The 17,960-nt window shown below is 37.2% G+C and carries 20 protein-coding genes; 15 read left to right on the forward strand and 5 right to left on the reverse strand.

Going from position 1 to position 17,960, the window contains the following annotated elements:
- Nucleotides 1–198 precede the first annotated feature (198 nt).
- Entirely contained in the window at nucleotides 199–525 is a 327-nt protein-coding gene (locus A3GW_RS10815; RefSeq protein ID WP_018368132.1) for a hypothetical protein, read from the reverse strand.
- A 281-nt stretch (nucleotides 526–806) separates the two neighbouring features.
- Between A3GW_RS10815 and A3GW_RS0104580 the strand changes: the two genes are divergently transcribed.
- From A3GW_RS0104580 to A3GW_RS0104605, 7 genes are all read left to right on the forward strand, one after another.
- A complete protein-coding gene (locus tag A3GW_RS0104580; RefSeq protein WP_002346639.1) occupies nucleotides 807–1,292 on the forward strand; it encodes a helix-turn-helix domain-containing protein in 486 nt (161 codons plus the stop codon).
- Nucleotides 1,293–1,434: 142 nt separating this feature from the next.
- Entirely contained in the window at nucleotides 1,435–1,755 is a 321-nt protein-coding gene (locus tag A3GW_RS0104585; RefSeq protein ID WP_002346640.1) for a hypothetical protein, read from the forward strand.
- Nucleotides 1,755–2,840 carry an AAA family ATPase gene (locus tag A3GW_RS0104590; protein ID WP_018368133.1) on the forward strand — a complete coding sequence of 362 codons (1,086 nt, stop codon included), beginning with the start codon at nucleotides 1,755–1,757 and terminating at the stop codon, nucleotides 2,838–2,840. The genes A3GW_RS0104585 and A3GW_RS0104590 overlap by 1 nt, the downstream gene beginning before the upstream one ends.
- Nucleotides 2,840–3,451, forward strand: coding sequence for a hypothetical protein (locus A3GW_RS0104595; RefSeq protein WP_025478782.1), 612 nt, complete (start codon nucleotides 2,840–2,842; stop codon nucleotides 3,449–3,451). The genes A3GW_RS0104590 and A3GW_RS0104595 overlap by 1 nt, the downstream gene beginning before the upstream one ends.
- 134 nt (nucleotides 3,452–3,585) lie before the next feature.
- A complete protein-coding gene (locus tag A3GW_RS0104600) occupies nucleotides 3,586–4,212 on the forward strand; it encodes a replication protein (protein ID WP_018368134.1) in 627 nt (208 codons plus the stop codon).
- A complete protein-coding gene (locus A3GW_RS12030; RefSeq protein ID WP_000615732.1) occupies nucleotides 4,178–4,363 on the forward strand; it encodes a helix-turn-helix domain-containing protein in 186 nt (61 codons plus the stop codon). Before A3GW_RS0104600 ends, A3GW_RS12030 begins: the two co-directional genes overlap by 35 nt.
- A gap of 92 nt (nucleotides 4,364–4,455) precedes the next feature.
- Nucleotides 4,456–5,505: a tyrosine-type recombinase/integrase gene (locus tag A3GW_RS0104605; RefSeq protein WP_018368135.1), complete on the forward strand. Its 1,050-nt coding sequence runs from the start codon at nucleotides 4,456–4,458 to the stop codon at nucleotides 5,503–5,505.
- Between the two features lie 413 nt (nucleotides 5,506–5,918).
- Here A3GW_RS0104605 and A3GW_RS11450 read toward each other — a convergent pair whose 3' ends face one another.
- Together A3GW_RS11450 and A3GW_RS11225 are read right to left on the reverse strand one after the other, a co-directional pair.
- Nucleotides 5,919–6,023 carry a putative holin-like toxin gene (locus A3GW_RS11450; RefSeq protein ID WP_018368136.1) on the reverse strand — a complete coding sequence of 35 codons (105 nt, stop codon included), beginning with the start codon at nucleotides 6,021–6,023 and terminating at the stop codon, nucleotides 5,919–5,921.
- A gap of 206 nt (nucleotides 6,024–6,229) precedes the next feature.
- Nucleotides 6,230–9,064, reverse strand: coding sequence for an LPXTG cell wall anchor domain-containing protein (locus tag A3GW_RS11225; RefSeq protein ID WP_018368137.1), 2,835 nt, complete (start codon nucleotides 9,062–9,064; stop codon nucleotides 6,230–6,232).
- 137 nt (nucleotides 9,065–9,201) lie between these two features.
- Between A3GW_RS11225 and A3GW_RS0104620 the strand changes: the two genes are divergently transcribed.
- From A3GW_RS0104620 to A3GW_RS0104655, 8 genes are all read left to right on the forward strand, one after another.
- Entirely contained in the window at nucleotides 9,202–9,531 is a 330-nt protein-coding gene (locus A3GW_RS0104620) for a helix-turn-helix domain-containing protein (protein WP_018368138.1), read from the forward strand.
- Between the two features lie 469 nt (nucleotides 9,532–10,000).
- Complete coding sequence (locus tag A3GW_RS0104625; protein ID WP_018368139.1) at nucleotides 10,001–10,432, forward strand: sigma-70 RNA polymerase sigma factor region 4 domain-containing protein; 432 nt, start codon at nucleotides 10,001–10,003, stop codon at nucleotides 10,430–10,432.
- Between the two features lie 173 nt (nucleotides 10,433–10,605).
- Complete coding sequence (locus tag A3GW_RS0104630) at nucleotides 10,606–10,980, forward strand: hypothetical protein (RefSeq protein WP_018368140.1); 375 nt, start codon at nucleotides 10,606–10,608, stop codon at nucleotides 10,978–10,980.
- A gap of 13 nt (nucleotides 10,981–10,993) precedes the next feature.
- Nucleotides 10,994–11,605, forward strand: a complete 612-nt coding sequence (locus A3GW_RS0104635) for a hypothetical protein (protein WP_018368141.1) — start codon at nucleotides 10,994–10,996, stop codon at nucleotides 11,603–11,605.
- A complete protein-coding gene (locus A3GW_RS0104640; RefSeq protein WP_018368142.1) occupies nucleotides 11,605–12,330 on the forward strand; it encodes a type IV secretory system conjugative DNA transfer family protein in 726 nt (241 codons plus the stop codon). Before A3GW_RS0104635 ends, A3GW_RS0104640 begins: the two co-directional genes overlap by 1 nt.
- Nucleotides 12,331–12,545: 215 nt before the next feature.
- Nucleotides 12,546–13,397: a rolling circle replication-associated protein gene (locus A3GW_RS0104645; protein WP_018368143.1), complete on the forward strand. Its 852-nt coding sequence runs from the start codon at nucleotides 12,546–12,548 to the stop codon at nucleotides 13,395–13,397.
- 47 nt (nucleotides 13,398–13,444) lie between these two features.
- Nucleotides 13,445–13,705: an excisionase family DNA-binding protein gene (locus A3GW_RS0104650; protein WP_018368144.1), complete on the forward strand. Its 261-nt coding sequence runs from the start codon at nucleotides 13,445–13,447 to the stop codon at nucleotides 13,703–13,705.
- Between the two features lie 67 nt (nucleotides 13,706–13,772).
- Nucleotides 13,773–14,987, forward strand: coding sequence for a site-specific integrase (locus A3GW_RS0104655; RefSeq protein WP_018368145.1), 1,215 nt, complete (start codon nucleotides 13,773–13,775; stop codon nucleotides 14,985–14,987).
- A gap of 355 nt (nucleotides 14,988–15,342) precedes the next feature.
- Here the strand turns inward: A3GW_RS0104655 and A3GW_RS0104660 are convergent, their stop codons facing one another.
- Together A3GW_RS0104660 and A3GW_RS0104665 are read right to left on the reverse strand one after the other, a co-directional pair.
- Complete coding sequence (locus A3GW_RS0104660) at nucleotides 15,343–16,395, reverse strand: hypothetical protein (protein WP_018368146.1); 1,053 nt, start codon at nucleotides 16,393–16,395, stop codon at nucleotides 15,343–15,345.
- Nucleotides 16,389–17,855 carry a DUF5677 domain-containing protein gene (locus A3GW_RS0104665; protein WP_018368147.1) on the reverse strand — a complete coding sequence of 489 codons (1,467 nt, stop codon included), beginning with the start codon at nucleotides 17,853–17,855 and terminating at the stop codon, nucleotides 16,389–16,391. Before A3GW_RS0104665 ends, A3GW_RS0104660 begins: the two co-directional genes overlap by 7 nt.
- Nucleotides 17,856–17,960 lie beyond the last annotated feature (105 nt).

Raw genomic sequence — 17,960 nt, forward strand, 5'->3', positions numbered from 1 at the left:
TCTGAACTTGCCTTACTCACATCAATCCCGAAAACTGCACGCATGATACTACCTCTTTGTCTTGAATGATTCCTTGTTTTAGAGATGTCATTTTCAATACTCGACGTCTAGCGTCCCACATACTTTGATAACATTCTTTCTAAAACAGGTGTCTTGCCAGTTTTTGTTGCGACGTCTAGCGTCAAAAAGCCCCACGACTTAACAAGACACCTCTACTTTATCATCTTGAGAATGAAAAAAGTAGTGAGTACTCTCTCCCGTCGGAGATTTCCTCACTACTAATCTTAGTATGTTTTTATTTATTTTTCCACTTCGGATTTGTCCAATCAAAGGAGCGTTACTTGAATAGATTTCTTCATTCGACAACATGCTATACTTTGGTTTTTGTTTTTTATTAATACCATGTTCCCAATAGTATTCTCGATTAGACACAACTTTACGTTCTCTATTAATTTCTCTCACTTTGCAATCTAGTCGTAAAGAAGCAATATCAAGTAAATATTTCTTTTTAATTTTAAATTCCATTTCAAAAACCTGGTACTTTCTAAGGATATATAAATTATTTTTATCTTAATTATACCATGTTTTTTAGTTCTATAATGATAGTAGAGATATTCGTATCTCAAATTCTATAGTCCTCAAGGTGTACCCAAAGGACGGACTGAAGCATTATGATGAGTTGTCACTAACAGGCTAACTCTGCATATTACTGTTTCACCGTTTCTTTGATGTGCCTTTTTGCATCCACTCGGTAACTGTAATAGCTCATTTGTTTCTTTCCGTCTTTGGACTGGAAAGGACATATCATGCTAAAAACTAAAATCAGAACCCTCTACTGCGAATCACTTGGAAACGCTCTTAAACAACAGCTGGTTGAACAAGAAATTCCGCAGAACGAAATTTCTTACTACTTTGATGATGAGGTAAGGTTGATTTCTGCTCCAGCTATCAGTCAGATTCTAAAAGGCAAACGAAACATCTCCTTAGATACTGTGGATGCTCTGCAAGAAACGCTAAGTCTTCCCAATGTAAAAAGTGTCTTTTTCCCTAATCTTCACTTTTGTGAGTTACTCATTATCCAACTTACAGAGCTAATTCTTACTGACGGATTCAGCTCTACAAAACAACTCTTTCAAGAAAAAAAGAAGGGCATCCAACAAAACCTCTCAACCTTGGCAACCGCCTTATACAATTTCTTTCCTGATTTCCCCAAGGAAGAAACTTCTTACCAAATTGCTGATAGTATAGTTGAATGGTTAATTGATTTTGTCGCACTCGTAGCACAACTTTAAGTGCGACACTTTCAATATTCTTGAAATCCTGGTAATGCTAAATCAATTATCATAGAGGTGTACTTAGCTAAGACAGTCTAGCTCGCGACTCAAACTGAGCATATCACCTTAACAAATTCCAAGACAAAATGGAGGAAAAAATATGGCAATTAAAACAAAACACAAGAAAGGTGGCTACTCAGCCACAACTGCAACGGCATATGTGAACCCTACAAAACCGATTTATAGCCTGAGTACTGAATTAGAAACCCAACAACTCTTTGAGGACGGAAAGCCGACTGGTGAAATTATCGCCTACAAAGCAAGCTTTGTCCAAGAGGGGCTCGAACCCTTTCAAGTTAAATTTGAAGACAAGGTCAAACTTCCTGAGTTTCTAAGCTTGGTTGAATTTGAAAATTTTGAAGCTGTTGAAGTTCAATACAATGTATATTTCAGAGCCACCTGTATCAAGGAGGTCAAATAATGACAACAAAAGCAGATACCGCCCTGCAATCCTACTTGCTACAGAGTCTGAACATGTGTCTGGGGGCTTTGATACAGGGAGAAACGAGCTATACTAATAGCTTCAATATCGTCATTCAAGAGGATGGCTTCATCTTCATCCCTAGGCTTCCTTGTGCCTATATCCTAGATGATGAACTCTATAACAAAATCTTCTTGATTGCCAACGCATCCTTGTACCCCCACTATACGCTCTTGAAGCAGAACGCAACTTACTTTGTTCCACTCAAGACAGATGATATTCATGTTCAGCGTGGACTCTACTTTCCGTGGAAGGTAGGCATCTCAAAACGCTTGGTCATTCCTGACCTTGACAAGTTCACAGCCGACCTGCCAAAGAATCAGATTCCAATTATGGAAAATTTTACTCTCAACCTTGATAAGATCAACCATATAGCTATCAGTGGAAACTCAGGTTCTGGAAAAAGCTACACTCTCACCTACCTGCTCAGTGTTCTCAAAAATCAGAGTGAACTTATTATCATCGACCCTAAGTTCGATTCACCGAGCCGTTGGGCACGTGAATACAAAATTGCAGTCATTCACCCCGTGGAAAATCGCTCTAAATCTGACTTCGTTTCAGAAGTCAATGAGCATTTGAGTCAATGCCTTGACCTCATTCAAAAACGGCAAACCATTTTATACAACAATCCACGTCATAAGTTCACACATCTGACTATCGTAATTGACGAAGTGTTAGCCTTATCCGAAGGGGTTAACAAGACTATCAAGGAGTCTTTCTTCTCCCTCTTATCGCAAATTGCTCTACTGGGACGGGCTACCAAGATTCACTTACTCCTTGTTAGCCAGCGTTTCGACCACACAACTATCCCAATTTCTGTTCGTGAGCAACTCAATGTTCTCATCCAGATTGGCAATATCAATAAGAAAACAACCCAATTCTTATTCCCTGACCTCGACCCCGAAGGCATCGTCATTCCCATTGGACATGGCACGGGCTTGATTCAGGTAATTGATAATGAGCATCCTTATCAGGTACTGCCTTTGCTTTGTCCAACTTACTACACTAAGGAAGGGATACTATGATGACTAAAAAATCATTCTTCATGAGGACTTACAACCTCAATATTTACTTGATTCTGTTCTCATTCTTAACAGGTTTCTTTGGATGGTCATTAGGCTTTCTAGAAAGCACTCTTGACTTAACACTTCCTATCTCTCTTGACCTCTCTCAGGTCAATAGCTATCTAGCAATAGGAAGCTATTACGCTTATATGGCTATGAGTTTTTTACTCGGTACTTTGTTTGCATCCGTTACGCTTGAAGTCTTGAATCGTATTCGATTTGATAATCTCTTCAACTATTTCAAATCTATCTACCACACCTTCAAGCTCCGTAACTTCCTGACACAACGAGAGAAGTCGGAGAAGGTCACCACCATTGACAACCAAACGATTACCACCTATAACCCAATCAATGGCAGTTTTAATCGCTGTGCCCAAAAGAGCGTGGTAGATATCCGAAAAGATGAAGTCAAAGTCTTCATCAAAGTACCAAGAGACCAGCAGGGGCAAAAAATCTTGGTAGATATGACTTCCCAATTGAAAGAAGAAGTATCTAGCCAACACGCTGATTACTACTTCTCTGCTCCTAATCGGGTTCGCAACAACCTATGGTTAGTCGGTAAAAAACGGTAAAAGAGGGGGCTATGGCTTGCGTTTAGCAGTAGCCAAATAGCTCCATCTTTTCCATTGAACAAGATAATTGGGGTTACTACGACCCCCCAATTATCCAATAATCAGTAATCAAAATTAGAAAGGCATGTAAATATATGACAAAAGAACAGCGCTCAAGCAAGTGGACATTCCTGTTCTACAAAGAGAGTTGCCCTACTGACTATCTTGAGGTATTTGAAGAATTGCACATCCCCTTCATTCTGAGCCCTTGGCACGACAAAGACATCAATCGACAAACAGGAGAACTGAAAAAAGCTCACAAACACGGGGCATTCTTCTTTGATTCACTCAAGAGCTACAAGCAAGTCTCTGAATTAATCAAGGATAAATTGAATGGTCCTGCCCATGTGGAGGTTGTCCAATCTCCTAAGGGTCTCTTCGATTATTTCACTCACGCTGAAAATAAAGACAAAACCCAGTATGATGTGAATGACATTGAGGTGGGTTGTGGCTTCAACCTTGATAAATTTCTTGTAGAAATGAACTCAGATGAGTTCATGCACGAAGTCGTGGATATTATTGAGCAGAATGACTTCACTGAGTTTGAAGAATTGGTTTGGTATGCTCGTGCTAATCACACACCACTTCTTGGACTCATCATTGAACGTACCTACTTCTTTGCAAAGTATCTTGATTCACGGCGTTGCAATCCACAACGAAATCAAACAAAGAAAGGAAGTCAAACTGATGATTCAAAACACTCGACCACTTCTACTAACTAGACAACAAGCTTCTGAACTACTTGGAATCGACCCTAAATCATTCGACAAATACATCAGAAATCACCCAGACTTTCAATGTTTTATGGTTGGGAAGCAGGAGCGATACCTAAAATCTAAGCTTGTAAAATTTATCGAAAATCACTGTGATTAACGGATAACGATTGATAAAATAAGATTTTTCATATATCCTATATGTGACTAGTCTATTTTATCAATCATTTTTCATATAGAAAGGCTGATAAAATGGCAACAATAACAAAACGTGGAAATTCTTTCCGTGCAACTATTTCACTTTACAAAAAAGGGGAATACAAGCGAGAAACTAAAACGTTCAGCAACAAAAAAGATGCTGAACTTTGGACTTTAGAAATGGAGCTTGAAAAAGGACGTGGGAAAAACATTGCTGAACGTTCTACACTATTTACAGATTTTTACCATAACTGGGTAGAAACGGTAAAGAAAAATGATGTCCGTGAAGCAACCTTCATCAATTACAAGAGAACTCTTGTAGTTGTGGATAGTCTTTTTGATGGGATTCAGCTCAAACATCTTGATGATATTATCATGCAGAAAAAGATTGATAAATATTCTGAATCTCACTCAAAGAAGACTGTAAAAGAGCTAGTTTTAAAGATACGAGGTTCATTAAAATATGCTTATGCTCGTGGTTTAATTACAAATGACTTTGGTCATCTCTTAAAATCAAAAGGGAAAGAGCTACCAAAACGGAATATTCCCCTATCTGTTACAGAATTTAAAAAATTAAGGCAGTATTGCTTAAATCATGCAGAAGAAGATGAATTTAATGTATTAGTAGCTCTAGCCCTTGAAACTGGTGCTAGACGTGGCGAACTACTTGGTCTCAAAAAAGAAGATATTTTTGAGTACGGTATCAAAGTTAGGCGCTCTATCAGCCCAACTAATGACGATACACAACTAAAAACCAAACACTCTAAGCGTGATATTTCTATCAATAAAGACATTTATCAAATACTAGTAAATCTAGCTAATACTAAAACAGATTACGTTTTTGATTGGAATGGATTTAGACAAGCTGGGCAACTTCAACGCTTACTGAAACAACTTGACCTAACTAAGACAACATTTCACGGCTTACGTGATACCCACGCTTCTTTTCTATTTTCAAAAGATATTAGTCTGAATTATATTTCAAGACGTTTGGGACACAATTCAATTTTGACAACTCAGCAATATTATCTTGAATTAATGCCAGAAAAAAAGCATCAGCAAGATGCCGATGCTTTAAGTCTCTTAAACGACTTATCAATATAATTAACACCAACTGACACCAAAAAGTAGCTGTAAACGTTGGTATAATAAGGTTTTGATTAACGTTTTGAGAATTGTGATGCCTTGCGGGCTTTCTTAAGACCTGGTTTGAAAGATTTTTGTTTGAACAAATTTGAAAATCCTTTAATATCAGTCATTTCCACGATTTTCTGAAAGCGTTATTTCATCCAATTTCAACTAATTTCATCTGAATGGTGTGAATTTTACCCCTAAAATACACGAATTGAGCGATAAAATACTAAAAGTTCACACCATTCGATTTTACAGATAAAAAATAAAATGTTACAATATAATAGAAAAGGGTAGTTGCTCTAACAACTACCCCAGTAGAACCGTTTAAGACGGTGACCCAGTGTTTCGATTTAGCTCGTCCTACCGGTCAAAGTGGGGACGGGCTATTTCTTTTTGTCGTCTTTGAAGATTTTATAGCACAATCCAATCAGAGAAATGATAAACATACCAAAACCCAAAATCGTCTGTACAACTTCAAAAGCTGTCAAAGAATTGGCTCCTCCTTTCCGTCAGATTTTGATGAATTGCCCATAGGCATCACCTCACTTTCAGAATCAGGAGCCACCGTCTTCACTTTTCTACAAGACTATTATACCATATTCATTCCTAAACTTGGTTCAACTAGCGAAGTCTTTTTAACTCTGTTGAGAAATCCAAAAATCTTCCTACCTCGTATGGTAAGAAGATTTTTTGACTATCTTGTTTTTCTGCGTTTACCAGTATACCCTAGACCAGCCAATAGGCTTAGACCTATGAAACCAAACAAGGAGCTGTTTTCTCCTGTATTTGGTAAAGAATTATTTCTTGTTACGCGAGAATAAGTCGGTTTATTGTCATTTAATTGATGAGTTTCTTGAGCAATATCAAAGTTAACTTTTCCATCTTCTGTACGAGTTACTTTAGGAATAGCAACTACAGTACCGTTAGGCATTACAGTCACATCGTGAGTTTTAGACAGTTCTTCAATCTCACGGAGACGGTCGTACTCAGCTTTGAGCGGAGTGTACACCGTCAATGCCTCAGCGAGGATACCCTTAGCTCCATTGAGCGTTTCAAGAAGTTTAGGAAGTTTAGCTTTTTCAGCGTCTACGATAGCTGATTTAGCTTCACGGACAGCAACTGCTGTTTCAAGAACTTTCTTAGCCTGTTCAAAGTTTGCAGTAGCAGACTTGAGGGCTTCTAGTTGAGCTTTTGCAGTAGCAAGGTCTGAGTTAGCAGTAGTGAGAGCCTGTTCAGCAGTTTCAACTGCTTTAAGAGCGTTGTTTTTGTCTGTTGTCAGACGAGCAAGTTTAACAAGAGCAGGGCGTTGTTCAGCACGAACCTTGTAGAGAGCCTCTTGTGCCTTAGCGAGTTCTGCTTTAGCGTTAACGAGAGCCTGTTCTTTTTCTGCTTGGTCGCCTTGGAACTTAGCCAAAATCTCTTGTGCTTTAGCTAAACGTGCTTTATCGTAAGAAAGTTTAGCTTCAGCATCTGCAAGTGTTTTACGAGCCGTGTTAAGTCCAGTTGGGTCGCTCTTAACTGCGTTGAGAGCTGTTTTAGCTTCGTTAAGAGCTTTTTCAGCAACTGTAACATCCGTGCGGAGTTGGTTGAGGATACCCGTGCCTTGTGTTACAGCAGAAGTTGCTGAGTCAAGACGTTTTTGAGCCTCTTCAACCGCTTTAGGGTCAACTACGGTTTTTACAACCTCTTTTGTGACAGGTTTGCGAGTTACGGTGGCTCCTGTTACGGTTTGGTAAGGGTTGTTGAGTTCTTCTCCTTTAGGTTCAGTAAAGGTGAAGAAGAAAGTACCCCACTCGTCACGGGCTGGCGTGCCAGATGCGAAACGAAGAACGTCTAAACCGAACGCTTTTTTAGAGGTGTCCCCAATGCCGAAGAACTGTTGGACAGCGTAATTCATTTTGTTTGTTGTAGATGAACTGGTGTACTCATTCAGAGCATACTTCTCAAGCCCTTTGAAAATCTCAGCTAATACACGGTATTTTAACTGAGGGCGAGTAATTGAGGTAAAGTCTTGAGTAGAGTAATCACTCTTAACCCCTGTAATACTAGCCTCACGTACTAAGACTTTAGAGTCAGTAGGGATTACAGAACGAAGACTAGCTTCGTCAATGCCTCGTTCATAAGAGTCAGTGCCTCTCGCAGTATTCCCCCAACCAGTACGGGTGAGGTTTTGAGGACGACTCTTTAAGTAGTTGTTGACAATATTAATGGCGTTATCAATAGAGTCTTGCGTCACAACCAAAGGTTCAGCACCAACTTGAGAACGGATATCGTTAAGTACAGCAGTAGCGTACATTAAAGTATCAACTAAAACCTCTTTAGGCAAGGTATCTACGTTATACCGAGTGGTGTCAGTATCATTGATAGGCAAAACCTGCACCATGTGTCGACCAAAGGTATCAGTAGGGAAGTTAGATGTTCCGCCTAACACATATTTTCTAGGAAGTGTAGCAATATCTTTATTTACATCTTTGAAAATTTGAGCGAACTCGTCAAAAGACATTTCCCCTCGATTTACTTTACGCATAAGTTCGATATACTCAGACGTAAATTGAGGTGCTACAACACCATCTGCCACTTTAACTGTACCACCTGTCTTAACTTCTTCGTACTCAGTAATGGTAGTTTTGACTTCAGTACCCTTTTTAGCTTGGTCTAAAGCCGTTTGGGCAGCTCCACGCTCAGTTACTAGCTTGTTCATAGCTACTTGCTGGTTTGACAAAGCAGAGTTAGCGTCAGCAACCTCTTTTTCTGCTTGAGTAACCGCCTTAGTACGTTCTTTAACCAGAGCGTCAACGTTAGCTTGTGCTTTTTCTGCATCTTGTAGGGTTGCTTTTGCTGTTTCGACTGCTTTAGTGTCTTGGTCAACCAAACGAGTTAATTCAGCAACACCATTTTCTGCTTGTCCTTTAGCACGAGGGTCAAGAGCAACTTCGGCATCAGATACCACTCGGGTAGCTTTGTCAACTTCTGCTTGAGCAGTTTCCAAAGCTGTATTAGCCTTAGTAGCAACCGCTTCTTGTTCAGACAAAGCAGTAGTAGCCTTGTCAGCATTTTCTTTAGCTGTTACAACACCTGCTTCAGCAGTAGCTGCGGTTTGTTCAGCGTTAGTTACAGCTGTTTCAGCTTTAGCAATGTTTTCTGGTGTAGCTTGTTTGGTAAGCTCTTCTGCTTGCTTAACAGCCGTTTCAGCCGTTGCTTCATCCGCTTTAGCTGTGTCAAGTGCTTTTTCTGCACTTTCTACAACAGCATTTTGTGCGTCTACAGCGTTTTGTGCTGATGCAACGTCCGCTTGAGCAGTTTCTACTTTAGCTTGAGCTTCATCTACTTGAGGTTTAAGAGCCTCAGCAGTTTTAGGAGCTTCCTGAGCAGTAGTTTCTTGTGCTGGAGCTGGTTTTCCAATCACATCAACAGTAGAGAGGTCAGTTGTCGCTGGAGTTGTTTGCAACTCCTCGGCATGAGTGGTAGAACCAACTGATATTGTTGATAGAACAGCTACGCCTGATATAAATTTTCTATGTTTTTTCATATAATTCCCCATTTTATATTTTATAAAATGATTTTAACACTAAAAACCAACGTTGTAAAGTGGATTTTTTTATTTTTAATCATTTGGAGCATAAAAAGGATTGAAAAAAACTTGTATGATTAGGTAAGAGGTATCTTATGGATAATTTTTTACAACATCATATTTCTAAGCGAATTAGATTTTTAAGAAAACAAAAAGGTTTAACACAAGAAAAGCTGAGCGAGCTCAGCGATTTAGGCATGAACTACATTTCTACTATTGAAAATAAACCAGCCAATATTAAAATTGAATCTCTTGAGAAGATAATGGCTGCACTTGAAATATCTCCAGCTCAATTCTTTAATTTTACAATTGAAAGCTCCAACCCAATTCTAAATGACATAATAGAAGATATCCATGAACTACCCACTGCGAAGCAAGAAAAGCTCCTAAGTGCTTTAAAACTACTGCTATCAACCATGGAATAAACACTCAACAACCTGAACCAAGTTCAGGTTGTTTTTTTTTGTGCTCAAATTCAAACTTTAGACCTAAAACATAGCAATCTACAATGAAATTCAAAATTGACAAGGAATATTGCTCTTCGATATTCAAATTCAAGTTTTACTTCCAAGTTATAAAAACTCCTATGATATTCAAAATTGACAAGAGATATTGCTTTTTGAGGAGTTAATCCAGACTTTAGACCCAAAGTATAAAAATCTCCGATAAAATTCAAAAACGACAAGAGGTATTGTTTTTCTATACTCAAATTCAAGTTTTACCTCCGAATCATAAAAACTTCTATAATATCCAAAACTAAAGAGAGATGTTGCTTTTTTACCGCCCATCTCTCTTTTCTTAACCTCTGAATTATTACGCTTTTTCGCCGATGTTGACATATAGGTACTGTACCCAATTTAAACATATTACTGGGTGCTAGAAAAGGAGTTTTTCATGGATAAAGTAAAACAACGCCGTGAAACAGCTATTCGTAAAGCACTGGAGCAAGATGATTGGAATAAAATCCTACACTTGCTCAGCCAAGAAGAAGAGAACCTTGAGAGGAAAGAAAGAAAATATGGTGGATTGTCTTTAGATTATCTTCTCTGTGAAGATAGCCAAGATAGCGTGCTAGAACAACTAGCCTCACCAACTTTGAATCCTGAAGAACTTTTGGTTCAAAAGGAGACAAATTTAGAACTCTATCAAGCACTATCAGAATTATCCGATATCCAATTCGGAATATTGCTTGGGAAGGCTCTATACAAAAAATCTTTTCGGCAACTTGGCAGAGATTTTGGTGTTAGCGGTCATACTGCAAAAGCGAGATACGAAAGTACCTTAGCTAAACTACTAGAAAAACTTAGTGATAAAAATATTTTTTAAAAGAGTAAAGCTAGGAACTTCGCATTCCTAGCTTTTTTTCTCCTGATATATAGAAAGGAGGATTTTGTTAATATGAAAAATCAATTATCCAGCTCATGATATAAAACCGAGCACTTGCTCATAATCGCTTGTCAGATATCTGACCAAAATCTGCCAAAAGGAGGATAATCTATATGGCATTAAAACATTTATCAAAATTTACAGAGTTCAACGCTCTGCTATTCCTTTCTCACAAAGAACTGCGCTTTATTTCTGCATCGCACTGGATTGAAAAGAACGACAATGGTTCTGAAATCGAAAAAGGAGTAAAGGTTTCGCTTATTATCTACAGAGACAACAGTGAGTACCCTGACGAAAAAAACAATTTGGGACAACAGCTACTGGTCAAAGTGCCATTTGCTTCTATGGAAGATTACGCCACTTTTCAACCAATGATAACCCCTTGTGAGGTGATCGACATTGAAAAAGCGGTTGTTTATGGGGAGTATCGTAACCAACTCAGTTTAACAGCCACCGTCGTTGAGGTTACTGAGTTCAAAGAATTATAATGGGAGGAAAAGTATGATTTTAGTTATTCTTCGACTTCTAATGGCTTCTCTTTTAATCTACTCCACCGTTGTTGCTTCGAATTTTGCCATTCTATGGCTCGATAACAAAATAAACTTGTCTAATGGTAAAGTCGGCTATCACACAAACGAGTCCATCTTACGACTAGCATTCACTGAAAGCCAGAAGCAATTCCGAAAACTAAACCGTTTGTCAAAAAAAGGAATCAGTCTACTCGTTGAAAGACAGAATGCTAACCTTAAAAGAGAACGCCACGGCACTGCTCTCAACAGCATTTTGAACGAGCTGATTTACAACTTCACAGACCATAATAACTTGAAGTTGACAAGTAATATCTGGTACAACGGTTGGTATATTTATTGCCCCGTATCAAAGCAGATTTCTGGCAAACAATTATCCGATGTAGAGAGATATCTGGCTGGTGTTGTTGCTAGGTACACTCAGGAGTTTGCAATTGATACTGTAACTTGTCAAAACCTCAACGGTATAGGTTGGTGCATAGTTGCTCAGTTAAATCATGCTGAACGTGCTAAATTTAATCAACTAGCTAGACAACAAGAGGTTTCACAGCCAAGGGACTTCGATGAAGATGACGAGGTGTTCTAGTGGATAAGGCTGTTTATCAGCCCTTCCTAAAACAAGGTGGTGGGTATGTCGGTTGGAACCTACTTACCCACTACCATTTCAATGTATTAGGAGGGACAGGAAGTTATAAAACCGGAACTTGTAAACTTATCCTAGCATGCCTAGCATTGCAAACCAAGCACACCTGCCTTATGATAGGAGACCCTAAAGGAGACGATTTTCTGTTTGCAAATACGTCTCCTAATACTTTTTTGGGCTCTGATGCACACAAAGTAATCGATGCTGCATTTGATGAATTCCAGAAGCGAAAAGCGAATCCACACCGCAAACGAGTGTACCTAATTGTCTACATTGATGAACTAGTATCAATGTTCGAAGAGTTTGAAGATAAGAAAACTAAAGATAGCTATAAGAAAAAACTTCGGTTACTCCTATTCCAAGGACGCTCTTTAAATATCCGCTTACTGATTAGTACGCAAGTTCTGATGGCCGAAGTACTTGGGGGCGATGCACGTGCACAATTTTCTGGCTTCCTAAACCTAGGACATCTAAAATCCTCTGTAGCAAAATCGATGTTTGACTTAGAAGACGGACAAACACTTGAAAAGAGTCTTCCTGCTGGCTACGGTTGGTTACAATGGGATGGTCAGCCTATCCAAAAAATCAAAGTCAGACATGTTAGAGATTTCAACAATGTTCACAGGGCGATTCTTAACATGTTAAAAAGACCACTGCCAGATGATTAAATTTTTATGCCGTGAAAGTTGTTGACAGTAGGCTAAGATAACTTAGACTGGTTGGGGCGGTGCGGTCGAACAAAGTTCGACCGTGCCGACACAATCAGCTTAATCATCTTAGGGAACCTGTTGTCAATAAATCATGGAATAAATCTAAATTTAATCATCGTTAATTTGACGCCTTAACTTGATAAGCGTCAAACAATAGCACTTGGAGAAAAATTTTGACACAAATTGACTCAGAACGAATTGTTAAGGCATATATTTACGGTGATACAGTTGAGATGACTACAGCAAATGGTCTTCAGGAACAGAAAATCAAAGTAATTGAAGGCAGAAGATATGTAAACCTACAAACAGGAGAAATCTTTGATATGGATACATCAAATCAGACGCGACTTGACAATTTAAAATCCACTAAGCAGACAATGAAAAAACTTAGAAGATTAGTTGCTCATAATTTTACTGGAGGAAGTAATCAACTTTGGGTTACATTAACTTATAGGGAACACGTAACTTCGCCATCAACGGTTTACAAAGACTTTAAGGCGTTTATCAGAAAACTTCGAGCTAGTTTCGGAAATGTTGAGTACATAGCAGTAATAGAGCCACAAGCATCTGGTAGGTGGCATCTACATGTTCTTTTGAAAAATGATTCAACATTGTTAATTCCAAACGAAGACATGGCTAAACTATGGAGTAAAGGATTCACCAAGACAAAAAGATTGCGTAAGGCAGATAAGGTTGGAAATTACCTCATCGCTTATCTCTCAAATTTACAACTCGGGGATGAAAACTCCGAAAATAAATCAGTCGTAAAAGGAGCACGCCTTTATATGTATCCTAAAGGAATTCGTATATATCGTACAAGTAGAGGTATCGAAAAAACTATAGAATTAACTACAACAAAAGAGGAAATAATCTCAACTTATAAGGTCAATAGTCCACCAAATTTTACACGAACCACAAAACATTCAACTCCCAACGGTATTAAAGAATATACCACTGAGTTTTATGATAACGTAAAAAGCCTGTCAGACACTTTTAGCGGAGCAACTGACAGACCTAAAGAGTAGTGAAGATATCCTCACTACTTCTATTTTAACACAAATAGGAGTATTTTATGCAAGTTATTCTACCAGCTGAACAAATTCATCAAATTCAACTATTGATTGCCGAGCTGATTAAACAAGAAATTGAAAACCGATTAACAAATAGTAATCTTGAAAGTCCGTTTTTGAATAAGCAACAAGCCTGTACCTATCTAGGCATCTCAAACAATACACTGGATTCTTGGATTCAAAAAGGGTTGCCAATTATCCGAGTGGGAAAAACAGTCCGATTTGATAAGACCGAACTCCATCGCTGGCTACACAATCAGTAGCATTTTTACCGTGGTTCAGCTATAATAGAGCCACGGTATTTTTCGCTCAATTCACAAGGAGAATACTATGTCTATTACAAAAACAAGCAACGGAACCTATCGCTTGCGTATCTATATCCCTGAAGAAGTAAAGTCTTCTCTTGGCATTGATAAAAAAGTGATTGAAAAACGTTTCAAGTTAAGGAGTGATGCCAAAAAGTACGAACTCGAATTACAGAACAAGATTGATAAAATTTTAAGTGGTGGAACTGTCCCTGAATTAGATAGAACTGCTTCAATCCTCTTTTCAGATTTTTATAAAAACATTTGGTGGGAATCCTACAAAGCAGGGCAAACCACTTCCACTACAAAACCGCCCTCACAAGCTACTATTGACGGAACAGAAATTGCATTTAGAAAGCATATCCTCCCTCTGTTAGGAAACTACTCCATTGATTTCCTTAATCAAAATAAGCAAGTGGTTCTCAATCTACTAACTCAAAAAGCAGAAGAATACGCAAATTTCAAGGTTATCAGAAGTTATGTCAACTCAATCTTCGATTGGGCTGAAGAGTTAGAATACATTGAAACAAACTGTATTTCTAAAACGATTAAGCGTATCAAAGCAACCAAGAAAATCAAACTTGATGAAGCTAAAAAAGATGAGGATTTATACCTCTCGCAAGCTGAACTTCAAGCATGGTTTACCGCCTTTGAAGAGGATTTAGAAGCTGGAAAAATCCATTTTAAGGACTATGTCCTATTCTACACCACCTTCTTCTTAGGAGACAGAAAATCGGAGAGCTACGCTTTACAATGGAAACATATTGACCTAAAGCAACAGTCTATCCAATTAGTGCAAGCCTTAGATAAATACAAGAATGTCAAATCAACCAAGGGAAACAAAAAGACAACTTTTTCAATTCCTGATGAACTGACTAGCTTACTGCAAGCGTGGAAAAAGCAGCAGAAATCAGAACTGGCTAAATTCGGAATTATCCAATCCGCCGAACAATATGTGTTTACCTATATTGATACTAAAGGCAATGTGAATAGTCCCCTGCACTCTGATTATCTCAACAATAAGATGAAGTCTGTCAAGAAACGCCATCCAAACCTCACACACGCCACACCTCATAAATTACGTCACACAGGAGCTACACTTGCCAAACAAGCAGGAATGAGCTTAGAAGCTATTTCAGAGGCTCTAACTCATAGTGATACTATCACCACCAAGACTTACGTCAACACTTCAAATGTCATTCCAATGGCAGTTGGCGAGATTGCCTACCGACACCTATAAAATTAAATGGTGGGAATTTGGTGGCAATTTTGGTGGCAATTCTTGGAAAAATGCACCAAAAAACACCCCATGGTGGGAACCATGAAGTGTTGATAAACGCTGTATTGTAGCTGGTTCTTAACGTTTAGAGAACTGGCTAGCTTTACGAGCTTTCTTAAGACCTGGTTTTGGGTGACCGAAGTCAAATATCTATAAAAGCTTATCAAATCAAGCTTTCAAAAGTAAGTTTCATTAAATTTAAACACTTATAGCCTAATCCTACAAACAATGGATTACCATTAGATTACCAAAAATTTAGTTTTCGGAGCTTATGTTATTGAGAAACAACATTACTGACAATCTCTATCTTCACAATTTACTTTATTAATAAATGTACACAATTTTCAATCTCAGTAATCAACTGCTCTTGGGTGTTGAAATCATCGAGAGCATTATAAATCTCTCTTATACGATCTGAAAAGTTTAAATTTTTTGCTCTTTCACGTATTTCAGAAATACTTAGCTCAACTCCTTTTTTATCGTATTCAAACCAAATTGGTAAAGTCAATTTTGACATTTTTAAGAAATGCTCTAAATTTTCTTCTTTAGAATAATGCACGATATTTAACAAAAGAACATTATAATTTAAATAAGTAGTTAAGCTAGAAAAAAACGGGAAAGCGTTGAAAGTGTAAGAAGTCAGAAAAACATCCATAGCTTGACTGAAATATCCGTAGATTATAAATCGTAAAAGTTCTGCATCATTCATATTTTTAGGAAACATATCTGAATACTCAAGTCGATATTTTTTCAGACGGTCTTTTATTGTTTCTGTAGGATCATCATAATCAAAAAGTAATATCCGTGATAAATATTCATGCACGACTACAGTATCTATATCCTCATACTGGTGTAAATTTTTAAAATCAATACCTTCTATGAAGAAGTTTTCAATAAATGGCATGATATCAATTTTTTCTTTGTTGATAATTGAACTAGAAAATCTTAGCGGTAATACGTAAAAATTTGGAATTCCTTTTTCTAATAAAACTATCAAATCATCAATGCACTCTATAATCCTTTCTTTTAATTTTGTGATGTAATCTTTCATATCATGCAATGCATTACTTTTTTCTACCACCTCCAAGTAGGATAGTATTGGATCATCAAATATTTGATAACTTCCCAATGCAAAAAGAATGTTCTTATCTAAGTTATCAACGTTAAATTTTGATACTGCAGTGTAAAAATATGTATCCAAGTTATTAAAAAGGTGTTGACTACACACTTCTAGTAATTTTTGTTTTCTAAACCAAAAAATTCTAATTTTATCTAAATGATAAGCTACATCTCCTAAGTCTAAGTCGCCTCTAACTCTCCTCAGTAACTCTAAATACTCATTTTGTGATTTCCTAAGTTTATCTAGCATAATCTATCACCATCTCTTCGCTCACTTGGAATAGGAAATACTTCGTTAATGACAGATAAATGCTTTGTTAATATCATTACCATGTCATGACTAATGTCAGGTAATTCCTGTACATCATCTATATCAGGAATTCCATGAAATTGATGCCCAGCTGATGTACATTTCAAAACAGAACTCTCTCTAATGGCTCCCCAAAGTCCATGTTCAAATTGAGAATCATAATCATAGTAAAATTTATATAAATCGTCTTCCCCTACTTGCTTAAATTTTTGTCTTATATTGCCATTTCCAAAATATCTAGTGTCCATATCTATAAATTCTTTATTTTGAAATTCCGACACTAGCAAATTTAAATATTCAAAATTAATATGAGGATTTGTTAACTCTGGTTGATTCTCTATAAAGCGTTCGGAAACTAATTTATAACCACCAATACCATAATATTGGTATTCCTCCCAAATGTTTTTATGGTTTGCTTCCTCAGCAATTAAATATTTTGTCATAACATAGTTCTCAATGCATGACCTTACTATAGAACGCCCTGAAATCGTATATTGCAAATCATGATTCATCAACTCTAGTAACCGCTTATAAGAATAGGTTAGGATACTAGTTAAAACATAAAGCTTCTCGTTAAAAGGCTCTATATTTTGAAGCATGTCTCTGTAATATTTTAATGCTGAATATACTGTACCTTTTATCTCATTCAAATCTATAGCATTACTTCTATCCATAACAATTGAATATACCTCACAATCAGTTAGTTGACTAATATTATTCCAAAATCTTTTACTATAAGGATAATTTATGTTTTCAGACATCGATAAAGCCACCTCCATTGATCGAATCTGAGGGCGAATAATCCTCATTTTTGGATCCGATATATCTAAATAAGGGTATCTAGTTAATCCGTCTGCCATATGTGACTGCGATTCTACAAATTTAATTTTCCCCTGTAGCATCTTGTAATACAGTAAAAAATATCTTACATCCGTTGATAATTGACTATGTTGGTCAGATATTTCATTCAATACTTTAACAAGTATATCTAGTCTTTGATCAAAAGAGTGATTCCTGCTGTGAAAATTTTTACTCAGAACTTCTTCACCTTCAGGCAAGACTATTGAAAGTGGAGAAAATATTGATAAGTCGAAAGCTGAATTTAATGATTCAACAAGAATTTTCTTCTCTTCAATATCTAAATTAAGTATTAAACTCATTGCAGGTAAAGGCAAGATTTTTTCTAAATCTAATTCTTTAGATAAATTAGTCAGAGCTAACATCATTCTTTCCATTTGCTCTGTTCGGCTTCCGTATTGCAGAGCTAATCCAATCCAAAGATATTCTGGACCTTTTGAATGTGTCCAATCAGATTCTTTATCTAATGGAGTTACTATTTGACTGAATTTAGTTCTAAAGACCCCTTTTTTAAAGTCATGATCACTTAACTTACTAAACATAAGATACCTCACAATACAATGTTATCACTATTGTTATCTATTCCCAAAATATACTCACTTCTAATTTTTATTATTCAATCTTGATTACAAAAATATTTGTTTGAT

It is taken from the genome of Streptococcus entericus DSM 14446 (genome assembly GCF_000380025.1).
Taxonomy (GTDB): Bacteria; Bacillota; Bacilli; order Lactobacillales; family Streptococcaceae; genus Streptococcus; species Streptococcus entericus.